We start from the raw sequence: 13,991 nt of genomic DNA, 5'->3' as shown, positions 1-13,991 counted from the left end.
AATAAAAAATTTTAAGAAAAATATTTTGTTATTCTAATAGTTATTAAAGGGAGTATGAAGCATATTATTATTGTCTAAAAATTTAAACAATATAAATTTGACTTGATTTTAAAAATATCTTTTGCTATCATGTTCAAGTGTGCATTTACGCACGCTGTTTTAAGTGGGAGGAGAAATCTTGATCTCCATTAACCACATCACGGACCCAAGGAGGTATGTCTCGTGGCAAAAAAAGTAGAAAAACTTGTTAAATTACAAATTCCTGCAGGAAAAGCAACTCCAGCACCCCCAGTAGGACCAGCTTTAGGTCAAGCCGGTATTAACATCATGGGCTTCACTAAAGAATTTAACGCACGTACTGCTGATCAAGCAGGTTTAATTATCCCAGTTGTGATTTCTGTATACGAAGATCGTTCATTCACTTTCGTAACAAAAACACCACCGGCAGCTGTTTTATTGAAAAAAGCAGCGAACATTGAAAAAGGTTCAGGCGAACCAAACAAAAATAAAGTTGCTTCAGTAACGAAAGCACAAGTGCAAGAAATTGCTGAATTGAAAATGGAAGACCTAAACGCTGCAAACGTAGAATCTGCAATGCGCATGGTTGAAGGAACTGCAAGAAGCATGGGGATTACAGTAGACTAATTCCTGATTTAGAACGCTTCTGAAGTTGGCTCTTGATTGAAAGATCAGAACACGTGGGAGGTTCTACCGTTATAACCACATAAGGAGGAAACAAAATGGCTAAAAAAAGCAAAAAAATGCAAGATGCATTGAAAAAAATTGACGCAACTAAAGCATACGCAGTTACAGAAGCTGTCGCTTTAGCAAAAGAAACAAACTTCGCAAAATTTGACGCAACTGTTGAAGTTGCTTATAAATTAAGCGTTGACCCTAAAAAAGCAGATCAACAAATTCGTGGGGCTGTTGTATTACCAAACGGAACTGGTAAAACTCAAACTGTTTTAGTATTCGCTAAAGGCGATAAAGCAAAAGAAGCTGAAGCAGCTGGTGCAGATTTCGTTGGTGACGACGATTTAGTTCAAAAAATCCAAGGTGGATGGTTTGACTTTGACGTTGTTGTAGCAACTCCTGATATGATGGCGACTGTAGGTCGTTTAGGACGTGTCTTAGGCCCTAAAGGTTTAATGCCTAACCCTAAAACAGGTACTGTAACAATGGACGTAACAAAAGCTGTTGAAGAAGTTAAAGCTGGTAAAGTAACTTACCGTGTTGACAAAGCTGGTAACATCCACGTGCCAATCGGAAAAGTTTCTTTCGACGATGCTAAATTAATCGAAAACTTTAACACAATCAATGATACTTTATTACGTGTGAAACCTGCGACTGCCAAAGGTCAATACATCAAAAATATCACAGTGACTACTACATTTGGTCCTGGGATCCATGTTGATCAATTTTCATTCTAATAAATACTTGACTCAGACACTTTATCTATGATAAGGTGTCTGAGGTTAATAATTTAATCGTACCGAAGACAGTAGGTGGCATTGCCTTAATTTCCTACCGAGGACATTTATTGAGAACATTCAATAGTCCCTCTATGTCTACGGTGGCATAGGGTTTTTTTATTGAAAAAATCCATCCATCAAAATCAGGAGGTGAAACATAAAATGAGTGAAGTAGCAATCGCAAAAAAATCAGCAATCGTTGATGAAGTTGTTGAAAAGTTTAAAGCAGCATCATCTGTTGTAATCGTGGATTACCGTGGTTTAACAGTTGAAGAAGTAACAAACTTACGTAAACAATTACGTGACGAAAATGTTGAAATGAAAGTTATCAAAAACTCTATCTTAAGCCGTGCCGCAGTTATTGCTGGTCTAGATGGTTTAGGTGAAGTATTTACTGGTCCTACAGCTGTAGCATTCAGTAATGATGATGTTGTTGCACCAGCTAAGATTATGGCTGAGTTTGCAAAAACTGCTAATGAATTAGAAATCAAAGGTGGTATTATTGAAGGAAAAGTAGCTTCTATCGAAGAAATTACTGCTCTTGCAAAATTACCAAACCGCGATGGTCTTCTATCTATGCTATTGTCTGTATTACAAGCGCCAGTCCGCAACGTGGCTTACGCTGTCAAAGCAGTCGCAGAAAAAGAAGAAGAAGTGGCTTAATTGCTGCATAATATAAAAAAATAAAACTTACTTATATGGAGGAAATTTAAAATGGCATTGAACATTGAAAATATTGTCGAAGAACTAAAAGGCGCGACAATCTTAGAATTAAACGACTTAGTAAAAGCTATCGAAGAAGAATTTAACGTAACAGCTGCTGCTCCTGTAGCTGCTGTAGCTGGCGGCGCTGCTGCTGGTGCTGCTGAAGAACAAACTGAATTCACAGTTGAATTATCAGCAGTTGGCGATCAAAAAGTTAAAGTTATCAAAGCAGTTCGTGAAGCAACTGGCTTAGGCTTGAAAGAAGCTAAAGCTGTAGTTGATGGCGCTCCTGCACCAGTTAAAGAAGGTATCTCTAAAGACGAAGCTGAAGCATTAAAAGCTTCTTTAGAAGAAGTTGGCGCTTCTGTAACTGTAAAATAATCATTTTAATCTGGCTAGTCATCATTAGATGGCTAGCTTTTTTGTTATTTCTAAATGAAGTGGTAAAGTAATGACTCTCACAATAAAGTGATATAAAGGCTTTCATTTCACTATATCTAGCTTTATTTTTCACATAAAATGATTATATTTTTAGAAAAGTGTTTTTACTTTACAAGTATGGTTCTGTTATATTATCTTAACTTATCAAATAAAGAAAGAAGTTTAAAAGATGAGAAAATATGTAGCAGAATTTTTAGGTACATTTATGTTGGTCTTTATAGGGACTGGGAGTGTTGTTATTGCAAAAGGAGGGACTTTGACGATTGGCTTGGCCTTCGGTTTGGCAATTACCATGATGGCTTATGCGGTTGGTGGCGTGTCAGGAGGGAATTTTAATCCTGGTGTTTCGATTGCAATGATGATTAATAAGCGCCTTGAAATAAAGGATGGTATTTTTTATATTATTGCCCAAGCTTTAGGTGCAATTGTTGCTTCAGCAATTATTTCTATTTATGTGAGTGCTTTGGGGTTGCCAACTGACAGCCTAGGTCAAACAGATTTTCCTAATATCACTGTTGTTCAAGCATTCGGATTTGAAACTTTAATTACATTTTTATTTGTACTGGTCATTTTGATGGTTACTAGTAAAAAATATGGTAATAGTCAGATGGCACCATTAGCAATCGGAATCACATTGGGATTTTTAATTATTGTCGCATTGAATTTAACAGGCGGATCTCTAAATGCCGCTAGAAGTTTAGGACCAGCTCTATTTGCTGGTGGTTCAGCGTTAAGTCATTATTGGGTGTACTTATTGGCACCAACTTTAGGAGCGATTATTGCTGCTTTTGTCGGTCGATTTATGGGTAGTGAAGAAGTATAAACAAATCATGGGTTAGTGTCCAAACTAACTCATGATTTGTTTTTAATTATTTGGCAATGTATGTTTTTGCTTTTTTTGAAAACTTAAAAAGATGACACAGTATAAGATACCTGTGAAGAGCGTAACTCCCCAGTTATTGTTTGCAATAATTCCAATTAGAATTAAGCTTAAGGCAACAATTGCAAATCCGCTAGAAAAAATATCCTTTGATGAATGTTTCCTATGGGCCAATACAAAGGCTCCAATGCTAATCAACATCCAAGTCAGTAAGACAGAATATGAAATTGACCCTACTAAATAATTAAACAAATTGTTGCCTAAAAAATACGACAGAATAACGCCAATATATAAAGTTCCGGTACAAAATAAAACAGCTTTTTGAGGGACTTGATGCTTGTTCAATCCAGCTAATTTTTTAGTAAATCCATGATTATCTTTTAATCGAAAGTAAAGGGTTCTTGATGATGCGTACACTCCTGAATTAATTGATGAAAATAATGCTAATACAATAACGAAATTAACGATATCCGATGCAAATGGGATATTCACTTTCTCAAAAACCAAGACAAATGGGCTAATGTTAGTTTGTGCCAGAGTTTGCCAATTATAAATAATCATAAGTAAAATCATTGGTACAATGTAAAAGGAAATAATTCGTCCCATGACCCCTTTGATAGCTTTAGGTATCGCAATTTTTGGATTTTCAGTTTCACTTACAGTGATGGCAATTAATTCCGATCCACCGTAAGAATAGATAACAACCAATAGAGAACTAATTAAATCTTTTATTCCGTGAGGTGCAAAACCTCCATGACTATTCATTTTCGCAAGGGTCGCGCTAAAGCCTATATGAAAAACTTCATTGGCAACCAGATAGCCACCTAGTGCAATCAAAATTAAAATAATGGTAATTTTCGCAAAAGCGAGCCAATACTCAGTTTCAGCAAATAAAGTCACTGAATATAAATTAATCATGGTGGTTAAAATTGCTAAAAACAAGACAAATATCCAGGCGGGTACATGAGGAAACCACAGCTGTAAAAAAGTTGCGGCAGCTACGGCTTCAGCGATAATATTAACCATCCACAAGGACCAATAGAGCCAATCAATAAAGTCCGCCGCGTGATCTCCTAAATAAGGTTGAACAATTCCTGACAGACCATGAACATTTTCTTGGTCTAAAATCAATCGACCTAGTCCACTCATGACGATAAAAAGTATCATACCACCAATTAGAAAAGCTAATATGACTGATGGGCCGGCAATGCCGATAGCTTCTCCACTACCTTTAAATAAACCAGCACCAATTGCACCACCTAAAGCCAACATTGTGATGTGGCGAGCGGTCATTTTCTTTTGTAAATTCGTTTCCATAAGCTCTCCTTATATAATAAGTAAATTTGAAATATTCAGATAATTCTAAATAATAATAGCAGAAAAGAATTATTCAGCCAGTATTATGAACTTAGTTTTATAAATCATTCATAAAAATTAAAAACATGAAAAATTTTTCGATAAAATAAATACCACTGTTTACAATAAACAGTGGCATTTTTTATTTAGCATTTAACAATTGTTCTTTGCCATGAATTAATTCTGTTAGGAAGGCACAATAAGGAGTAGGAATTTCCAGACGCTGTCCTTTACGCCAAACAGCACCGTTGATATAGTCGATCTCAGTTTTGCGCTGGCTTTTAATTAAATCTTGATACATTGATGGATAATGTCTGCCTTGAGTTTCGGGATCGTAGGTAGCTTCAATGGCTGCAATGACCGACGCTTGATCAAGGTGAATACCTTCTTGCTGACTAACCGTGGCAAATTCAGAAACAATTGCCGTAATTAAATCTTTGGTGACAGTTAAATTTCCAAGTTCACCGACGTTGCAATCTAAAATCGTGCATAAACCATTTAAAGTACCGTTGATGCAAGCTTTTTTCCAAATGGAGTAGCGTACATTGTCACTATACACAGGATTTAATTTGGCTTTTTTAAAAACGTCAACTACCTTTAAAGTAAATTCTTTACCTGAAGGTTCGATGTTTTCCATCTCAATTGCACCTGTACCAGTTAATTCAGCATAACCAGGACCTTTTAGACCAGCTGTCCAGGTAGTCGTTCCAAAGATAATGTTTTCTTTAGGGACGTATTTCTCTAATGTATCTTCATGACCTAAGCCGTTTAGTAAGGACAAAACATAAGTTGTTGGATGAATTAGTGACTGAATCATTTGAAACATTTGATCTAATTGCATCGATTTGGTTAAAGCGACGATTAAATCTACTTGTAAATCAGCAGGTAATTCGGTCGGGCTATAAATAGGCAAATGGGCTACAGCTTCTTGACCATTTAAGTTTGCAAGTAAACCTTTTTCTCTGATCGCTGCAATATGAGCAGGCCAAGTATCAATTAAAATTACTTGATTCCCAGCAGCGTGTAACATTAAACCAATTCGGCTACCCATAGCTCCGGCGCCCGCAATGGCAATTTTCATAAATATCACTCCTCGTAAAGTCAGTATACAAAAAAGATAGAGAATCAGAGAAGTGATTTGATTGGTAAAAACTAAAAAGTTATTTTTCTCTTTAGAAAAATGAAATACCTTTTAATTTTCAGAAAAAATCGTATGATTAATTTAGAAAATTCGAAGGAGTAAATGAAATGGCATTGATTGATTTTATTTTGCATATTGACGCCCATATGCAAATGTTGGTAGCAACATATGGATTAGGTATTTATCCGATACTATTTGGTATTATTTTTATTGAGACAGGTGTCGTTGTTTTTCCGTTTTTACCAGGGGATTCTTTTTTATTTGCGGCAGGAGCTTTAACTGCTTTAGGCGGAAGTGTTTTACATTTACCATATGTGATTTTAATCTGTATTGTAGCAGCTATTTTGGGTGATACGATGAATTATTGGCTGGGGCATAGTTTAGGAGTCAAGGCGCTCTATCATTCACCAATTAGTCGATTTATTAAAGAAGATAAAGTGCGAGAAGCGGAGAATTTTTTTAATGAACGAGGGAAGTGGACGATTTTTCTAGGTCGCTTTATGCCGTTTGTGCGGACTTTTGTACCATTTATTGCTGGCTCTAGTAAAATGCATTGGCCAACTTTTTCTTTTTTCAACATTTTTGGTGCGATTGTTTGGGGATTAGCTGGGACCTTAGCGGGTTATTTTTTAGGAAATATTCCAATTGTCAGCCAACATTTTTCGTTGATTATGCTAATGATAGTCTTTGTCTCTTTAGTACCGATGGTTCTTCCGTATTTGAAACAAAAAAACGCTTGATTGTTTTCAATCAGGCGTTTTTTCGTGCTATAACTGTTTCTCTTTGAATTAATTCGTGAGGGACAACCAGCTGACTTCCATGAACTGGTTTTTGCTGAATTTGATCAATTAATTTTTCGGTAGCCAAATGACCAAGATCGGTAATATCCACATCAACAGTCGTTAAATAAGGATGAACCAAAGTTGCAAAGATGGAATTGTTGAAACTGATCAGCGATAAATCATCAGGGACAACAAGACCGTGTAGATTTGCCAATTGAATAATTCTAAGGGCAAAGACATCATCAATTACCACTAAAGCTGTAGCTTCGGTTTCTTTGATTAGGTTTGGAAAATTGGTGAAATCCTCAGTTTTAGTGAAAGTTGCGGCAGGAAAAGTCGTAAGTCCCGCCCGCATCAAAGCTTCTTGATAGCCAAAATAGCGTTCAAAAAAGAGTACTTCTTGGTCAACGTTAGAAGCAAATAAAATTTTCTGATGTCCTTTTTGGATCAAAAATTCTGTGGCTTGCTTGCCTAACAATTGATTGTCGTTATCGATATAAGTAACTGCGGATTCTTGTTGTGCTGGTCGACCGATTAAAGTGAAGGGAATTTTGTTAGCAATTAAATATTCTGCAACAGGATCACGATTCTCAGAATAACTTAAAATAAAACCATCGACTTGTTGTTGGCGATACATTCGCATCACGCTAGCTAACAAAGCCTCTATAGTTTTTGCAGAAGCGACCGCTGTTGTTACTTGATATTCGTGAGCCGCTTCATTGACGGTATTAATCAATTCTAGATAAAAAGGATTGCCAATCCGTTCCTTAGAATCTAGTGGCGGTAAAATGACCGCAATTGCATTAGCTTTTTGTTTGCCAAGATTTCTAGCGGCTGCATTAGGGAAATAATTCATCTCCTGCATGATTTTTCGAACTTTTTCTTTCGTATCATCTGAAATACTAGGATGATCATTGATTACACGTGAGACAGTTGAAGGAGAGACATTGGCTTTTTTAGCGACGTCTTTTACTGTAGGTTTCACATTCATCTCTCCTTTTAATTTATTTCCATTGTTCTTTTAGATAATTAAAACTCAATTCGTCGGTAGATGCAACAGTTGGTACATCACCTAATATTTTTTTCGAACCAACACCGATTGGTTGCGCACCACTAGCGATAATAGCACTAATGCCAGCCTTAGCATCTTCAATTCCTATACATTCTGCTGGTTTTAGATCAATTATTTCTGCTGCCAATTCAAAAATATCGGGTGCTGGTTTACCATGAGCGACTTTACTAGGATCGGCAATCCCATCGAAATATTCAGTTAGGGCTAATTGCTTCAGTAAAAAAGGCCCATTTTTACTAGCAGAAGCTAGAGAAATTCTTACCTGATGCTCCTGTAATTGCTGCAACAAAGCTAAAATACCTGGATAAACATCCTTAGGTGAGATTTGTTGAATCATTTTTTGGTAGTTCTCATTTTTTTCCTTAGCTAATGCGATAAATTCTTCTGATGAAATATTTGTCTTGTTGCCATGTTTTAACAACAAGGTCAGGGAATCTTCTCGACTTACCCCTTTTAGTTGCTCATTAAAGGCTCGATCAATTGTAAAGCCGAGTTTTTCTGCTAATTTCTTCCAAGCCAGATAATGATACTCTGCTGTATCAGTAATCACACCATCTAGATCAAATAATACTCCTTTAAACATCTCATCCTCCTAGTGAATCTGTTTTTTTAAAATATCTGTTAAAGTAAAAGTTTCATTATATAAAGTAATAGATAATGGTTCGCCAGATTCTAGTTTGAAGATTACTTCATTCGCGTTTACAGTAACGGCAATCAAACGACCTCGGTAATTAATATGAAAAGCATAGCTCTGCCAGTTTTTAGGTAAGAATGGGGCAAAACTTAATTGTTCTTGAGAAGTTTTCATTTGCGCAAAACCTTGTACAATTACTAACCAGCTTCCAGTCATTGAGGTAATATGCAATCCATCTTCAGTATCATTATTGTAATTATCTAAATCTAAACGGGCAGTACGCTGGTACATTTCCATCGATTTTTTTTCCATGCCTAATTCGGCTGCTAAAACAGCGTGAACTGATGCAGAAAGTGAACTTTCATGGACTGTCATTGGCTCATAAAAATCAAAGTTTCGTTGCTTTTCTTCTTTAGAGAATTGGTCATTAAAGAAATAAATTCCTTGTAAAACATCTGCTTGCTTAATAAAACAAGAACGTAAAATTTTATCCCAGGACCAATTTTGATTTAATGGTAAATCTTCAGGAGATAAATCCTTTGCAGGCATTAAATCTTTGTCTAAGAAAGTGTCATGTTGAACAAAAATACCTAATTCTTGCTCTTCAGGTAAATACATTAAATCAATAATTTCCTGCCAATGAGCCAGTTCTTCATTTGAAATAGTCACAGTGGTACTTGTTTGATATTTTTGATAAGTCTTTAGCGTATAGTTTAAAATCCAGCGAGCCAAATAATTAGTATACCAGTTATTATTGATGTTATTTTCGTATTCATTTGGACCCGTGACACCGTGAATCATATATTTTCCTTGACGTTTAGAAAAATGGACCCGATCAGCCCAAAAACGGGAAATTTCAGTTAATACTTCTAAACCTTCTTTTTTCAAATAAGCTTCGTCACCAGTATAATTAGCATAGTTATAGATAGCATGGGCAACTGCACCATTTCGATGGATTTCTTCAAAAGTTATTTCCCATTCGTTATGGCATTCGATGCCAGTAAAAGTTACCATTGGATATAATGCGCCTTTTAATCCTTGTTGACGGGCATTATGATGTGCTTGCGGCAATTGATTATGGCGATATTTCAATAAGTTTTTAGTGACTTCTGGTTTAGCCAAAGCCAAATACATCGGTACTGCATAAGCTTCTGTATCCCAATAAGTTGCACCACCATATTTTTCGCCGGTAAAGCCTTTTGGACCAATATTTAGACGTTCATCCTCACCATAATAAGTTGAGAATAGCTGGAAAAGATTAAATCGAATGCCTTGTTGCGCTTCATCATCACCTTCGATTTTTACATCGGCTAATTGCCAACGTTTTTCCCATGCAGCTGTTTGTTCAGCTAATAAGTCTTCAAAGGATAAGTCGTATGCTTCCACTAACTTAACAGCTGTTGGTACTTGCTGATCTTCTGGAATATCACGACTCGTCACAATCACGACTCGTTTTTCCAAACTAGCCGTTTGATTTTCTTTCAAATGGTAATTAAAAGTTTCGCTAACTTCCATCGGTGCTTCAGCAAATGTCCCAGAAACATTGGTATGATGTTTCATTGTTGCTGTAATTGAAAATTGATCAACACCAAATGGATTAGGGATAGTTTCCGCTGTTAGATAACTGATATTTTCTTCACTGCCACGATTTTTTTCTAGCCAAAACATTTCGTCATAATTACTGTCTTCATTATGAACTTGATTATCTAGTTTTGAGATAATTTTCACTTCTGCTTCTCCAGCCAAAATTTCAAAATCTACTTTAATAACAGCCAATTCTAATTTTGTAATACTTAGGAAGCGTTTGAAATTAAAACGAACGGTTGCACCAGCTATCTCAGCAACAAAACTTCTAGTTAGCAGACCATTTCTCATATCCAATGACAAGTCAAATTCAGAAAAATCGATCTTAGCTAAATCCACTTCTATTTGATTCACAAAGATTTTCATCTGTAAAAAGTCAACAGCATTAATGACTTTCCCAAAGTATTCAGGATAGCCGTTTTTCCACCAGCCAACTCGCGTTTTATCTGGGAACCATATACCAGCTAAATAAGTGCCTTGATGATGATCATCACTATAAGTTTCTTCAAAATTTCCTCGCATACCCATATAACCATTTCCAATACTAGTTAAAGATTCTTGCAAGCGGCGATTCTCACGGTTTAATTCATTTGTTTTTATTTTCCAAGGATCGATTGCGAAAAGTCGTTGTATTTTTTGCATGATAAGCCTCCTATTAAATTTCTATAAATTGATAATAGCGCAATCGATTGCGTAAGTCAAACTGAATTACTGAAAAGAATTTAAATCAACATAATTGATATTAAAATCAATGAATAAACGATTTTATCTTTTTTGATTGAAAGAGTTTACAAATAATATTTTTGCGTATATAATGCAATACATCGAAACCGATTGCGTAAATTGGTCGTAAAAAGGAGCGAGCTTTTAATGGAGAAAATCAAACAGGTATTTAGTTTTGCTTTCTGGCAAAAATTTGGGAAAGCGCTGATGGTCGTTATTGCTGTAATGCCGGCAGCTGGATTGATGATTAGTATTGGTACGTCGATTCCGATGATTTCACCAGACTTAGGGTGGTTAGCAACAGTTGGTGGTGTTATTGAAAATGTTGGTTGGGCAATTATTGGGAATCTACACGTCCTATTTGCTTTAGCGATTGGCGGAAGTTGGGCGAAAGAAAAAGCGGGTGGTGCATTTGCTGCAGGGCTATCATTTATTTTAATTAATCGTATCACCGGAGCAATCTTTGGAGTAACTAGTGAGATGCTGGCAAATCCGGAAGCAGTAACTCATACCTTATTTGGTCAAGAAATTGCGGTCAATGGCTATTTTATTAGTGTTTTAGAAGCCCCTGCTTTAAATATGGGGGTTTTCGTGGGGATTATTGCTGGTTTTGTTGGAGCAACTGCTTACAATAAATACTACAACTTCAGAAAATTACCAGAAGTGTTAACTTTTTTTAATGGAAAACGTTTTGTTCCTTTTGTTGTCATTTTCCGGTCAGTTTTAGTTTCATTGATTTTGGCATTAATTTGGCCTGTTGTGCAAACAGGGATCAATAATTTTGGTATCTGGATTGCAAATTCTCAAGATACAGCACCGATTTTGGCTCCGTTCTTATATGGAACGTTAGAACGATTGTTGCTGCCATTTGGCTTGCATCATATGTTGACAATTCCGATGAATTATACACAATTAGGTGGCGTCTATGAGATTATGACAGGGGTTAATGCGGGTCAGCAAGTGTTTGGTCAAGATCCATTATGGTTAGCTTGGGCAACTGATTTAGTTAATTTAAGAAATGCTGGTGATATGGGTCAATATAATGACTTGTTAGCAGGTCTGACGCCGGCCCGTTTTAAGGTTGGACAAATGATCGGTGCCTCAGGAATATTGATGGGATTAACTTTTGCAATGTATCGCAATGTAGATCCTGGCATTCGGAAAAAATATAAATCAATGTATTTATCAGCAGCAGTGGCTGTTTTCCTAACTGGTGTAACTGAACCTTTAGAGTATATGTTTATGTTTGTAGCGGCACCGTTGTATGCTTGTTATGCAGTCATTCAAGGTTTAGCCTTCGCAATGGCGGATATTATAAATTTACGGGTTCATTCATTTGGAAATATTGAATTGTTAACAAGAACGCCGATGGCCATCAGAGCAGGTTTAGGATCTGATTTATTCAATTTTGTATGGGTAACAATCCTATTCGGCATATTTACGTATTTCTTTGCTAGCTTCATGATTAAGAAATTTAATTACGCAACTCCTGGTCGTGCCGGAAATTATGAAATTGACAATGATGATGAAACGACTGGTAAAAATAGTGGTAACGGTTCAGCTGTTGCCGATGATCAAATTGTTAAAATTATTAATCTTTTAGGTGGGAAAGAAAATATTAGCGATGTAGATGCTTGCATGACACGTCTGCGAGTTTCAGTTAAAGATCATGATCAAGTAGGTAGTGAAGAACAATGGAAAAAAGCTGGTGCCATGGGGCTGTTAGTCAAAGACAATGGTGTACAAGCAGTCTATGGTCCGAAAGCCGATATTTTGAAATCAGATATTCAGGATTTATTAGATGCCAATATCGAAATACCTAAAATTGATTTAACTGATCGTAAGGTTGAAACAACAGAAGAAAATAAAAATTTTAAAGGACTAACTGAAAAAATATCGTCCCCAGCAGATGGGCAATTCATTCCTATTGATAAAGTTGAAGATGAAGTTTTCTCGAAAAAAATGATGGGCGAAGGTTTTGCTGTTATTCCGACTGACGGGAATATTGTTAGTCCGGTATCAGGCAAAGTAGTGTCGATTTTCCCAACAAAACACGCCATTGGTTTAGAAACGTCAGAAGGAATTGAAGTATTGGTTCACATGGGTATTGATACTGTGGATTTAAATGGAAAAGGTTTTGAATTATTTGTAACAAGCGAACAAATGGTTCAAGCAGGAGATTTAATTGCTAAAGTTGACCTTGACGTACTGGAGTCGGCCGACAAATTAACAACTATGATTGTTATATTCACTAATGGTGATAAAATTAAAGATTATCGTTACGAGGCAATAGACAATGTTGAAAAAGGACAAGAAATTGGCACGCTAGAAATTTAAGAGGTGAGAGAAATTAATTTTTTAACCTTTAATACCCATAGTTGGCTAGAAAATAACGACCAACAACAAGTAGAAGTTTTAGCACAAAAAATATTAAAAGAAGATATCTCGATAATCGCATTACAGGAAGTCAATCAAAAAACTACCTCTAAAGAGATTCAAGTAGATCATTATTTTCAATTAAATAATGAACAGCAATCTATTCATGAGGACAATTTTGCTTATTGTGTAGTGAATAGATTGCGAGACTTAGGAACAAATTATTACTGGAGTTGGGCATTCAATCATATCGGTTATGACAAATATCATGAAGGTGTGGCAATTTTGTCGAAAACTCCATTTCAAGCTGAAGTGATAAAAATTTCGCTAGAAGATGATCCGGCAGATTATCACACACGAAAAGCGTTGTTGGGGAAAAGTGAATCTTTGTGTTTTTTATCTGGTCATTTTTCCTGGTGGAGTCAGTCTAGTGGATTTGCATATGAATGGAGAAAAGTTGAGGGTCGATTATGGGATGAAAAGTTGCCTCTAATTATAATGGGTGATTTTAATAATCCGGCGAACCAAAGAGACCAAGGCCGAGATTTAGTTTTAGCGAGTCAGCTAAACTTACAAGACAGTTTTGAAGTAGCGACTGAAAAGGTTGGTGAAGGAACAATCCCAGGGGGGATAGACGGTTGGGAAAAAAACGCTCAGTCCCTCAGGATTGACTACATCTTTTTGGCACAAGAATTTCTAGTTGAAAAATATCAAATTGTTTTTGACAATATTAGTGATTTACAAATTAGTGATCATTATGGGGTGCTTATAAAAACTAGTCTGAAATAGGCTAGTTTTTTTCTTTTAAAAAATACTTGACGAAGT

13 protein-coding genes and 1 other annotated feature are annotated in these 13,991 nt (G+C 36.1%); of the genes, 8 read left to right on the top strand and 5 right to left on the bottom strand.

Annotated features, from left to right (window positions below; translation table 11 throughout):
• Positions 1-222 precede the first annotated feature (222 nt).
• The 5 genes from rplK to ACVWNY_RS08985 all read left to right on the top strand — a co-directional run bounded on the left by rplK (position 223) and on the right by ACVWNY_RS08985 (position 3,441).
• Positions 223-645, top strand: coding sequence for a 50S ribosomal protein L11 (gene rplK / locus ACVWNY_RS09005; RefSeq protein WP_218326743.1), 423 nt, complete (start codon positions 223-225; stop codon positions 643-645).
• Between the two features lie 95 nt (positions 646-740).
• Positions 741-1,430: a 50S ribosomal protein L1 gene (gene rplA / locus ACVWNY_RS09000; RefSeq protein ID WP_218326742.1), complete on the top strand. Its 690-nt coding sequence runs from the start codon at positions 741-743 to the stop codon at positions 1,428-1,430.
• Between the two features lie 44 nt (positions 1,431-1,474).
• Positions 1,475-1,600 (top strand) — a sequence feature (ribosomal protein L10 leader region).
• A gap of 34 nt (positions 1,601-1,634) precedes the next feature.
• Positions 1,635-2,135, top strand: a complete 501-nt coding sequence (gene rplJ, locus ACVWNY_RS08995; RefSeq protein WP_218326741.1) for a 50S ribosomal protein L10 — start codon at positions 1,635-1,637, stop codon at positions 2,133-2,135.
• 51 nt (positions 2,136-2,186) lie between these two features.
• The gene (gene rplL, locus ACVWNY_RS08990) at positions 2,187-2,558 is read left to right on the top strand and encodes a 50S ribosomal protein L7/L12 (RefSeq protein ID WP_218326740.1); all 372 of its coding nucleotides are present in this window, start codon (positions 2,187-2,189) and stop codon (positions 2,556-2,558) included.
• A gap of 229 nt (positions 2,559-2,787) precedes the next feature.
• On the top strand, positions 2,788-3,441 hold the full coding sequence (locus ACVWNY_RS08985) for an MIP/aquaporin family protein (protein WP_218326739.1): 654 nt from the start codon (positions 2,788-2,790) through the stop codon (positions 3,439-3,441).
• A gap of 42 nt (positions 3,442-3,483) precedes the next feature.
• Here ACVWNY_RS08985 and ACVWNY_RS08980 read toward each other — a convergent pair whose 3' ends face one another.
• Together ACVWNY_RS08980 and ACVWNY_RS08975 are read right to left on the bottom strand one after the other, a co-directional pair.
• Positions 3,484-4,815, bottom strand: a complete 1,332-nt coding sequence (locus tag ACVWNY_RS08980; protein ID WP_454071266.1) for an amino acid permease — start codon at positions 4,813-4,815, stop codon at positions 3,484-3,486.
• Between the two features lie 181 nt (positions 4,816-4,996).
• Entirely contained in the window at positions 4,997-5,935 is a 939-nt protein-coding gene (locus ACVWNY_RS08975) for a 2-dehydropantoate 2-reductase (protein WP_218326737.1), read from the bottom strand.
• 167 nt (positions 5,936-6,102) lie between these two features.
• Here ACVWNY_RS08975 and ACVWNY_RS08970 point away from each other — a divergent pair, with 167 nt between their 5' ends.
• Positions 6,103-6,735 carry a VTT domain-containing protein gene (locus ACVWNY_RS08970; RefSeq protein ID WP_218326736.1) on the top strand — a complete coding sequence of 211 codons (633 nt, stop codon included), beginning with the start codon at positions 6,103-6,105 and terminating at the stop codon, positions 6,733-6,735.
• Between the two features lie 10 nt (positions 6,736-6,745).
• On the opposite strand, the gene ACVWNY_RS08965 is transcribed toward ACVWNY_RS08970, so the two are convergent.
• Genes ACVWNY_RS08965 through ACVWNY_RS08955 form a run of 3 tightly spaced genes read right to left on the bottom strand, consistent with a single transcriptional unit; the run spans position 6,746 to position 10,709 of the window.
• A complete protein-coding gene (locus ACVWNY_RS08965; protein ID WP_454071265.1) occupies positions 6,746-7,762 on the bottom strand; it encodes a LacI family DNA-binding transcriptional regulator in 1,017 nt (338 codons plus the stop codon).
• 19 nt (positions 7,763-7,781) lie between these two features.
• On the bottom strand, positions 7,782-8,432 hold the full coding sequence (gene pgmB / locus ACVWNY_RS08960; protein WP_454071264.1) for a beta-phosphoglucomutase: 651 nt from the start codon (positions 8,430-8,432) through the stop codon (positions 7,782-7,784).
• 9 nt (positions 8,433-8,441) lie between these two features.
• Positions 8,442-10,709: a glycoside hydrolase family 65 protein gene (locus tag ACVWNY_RS08955; RefSeq protein WP_454071263.1), complete on the bottom strand. Its 2,268-nt coding sequence runs from the start codon at positions 10,707-10,709 to the stop codon at positions 8,442-8,444.
• 228 nt (positions 10,710-10,937) lie between these two features.
• Here ACVWNY_RS08955 and ACVWNY_RS08950 point away from each other — a divergent pair, with 228 nt between their 5' ends.
• Positions 10,938-13,127, top strand: a complete 2,190-nt coding sequence (locus tag ACVWNY_RS08950; RefSeq protein WP_454071262.1) for a PTS transporter subunit IIBC — start codon at positions 10,938-10,940, stop codon at positions 13,125-13,127.
• 3 nt (positions 13,128-13,130) lie between these two features.
• Positions 13,131-13,955, top strand: a complete 825-nt coding sequence (locus ACVWNY_RS08945) for an endonuclease/exonuclease/phosphatase family protein (RefSeq protein WP_454071261.1) — start codon at positions 13,131-13,133, stop codon at positions 13,953-13,955.
• The last annotated feature ends 36 nt before the right edge of the window (positions 13,956-13,991 follow it).

Source organism: Enterococcus sp. JNUCC 77, from assembly GCF_054819945.1.
This window is presented reverse-complemented; position numbering and strand designations above follow the sequence as displayed.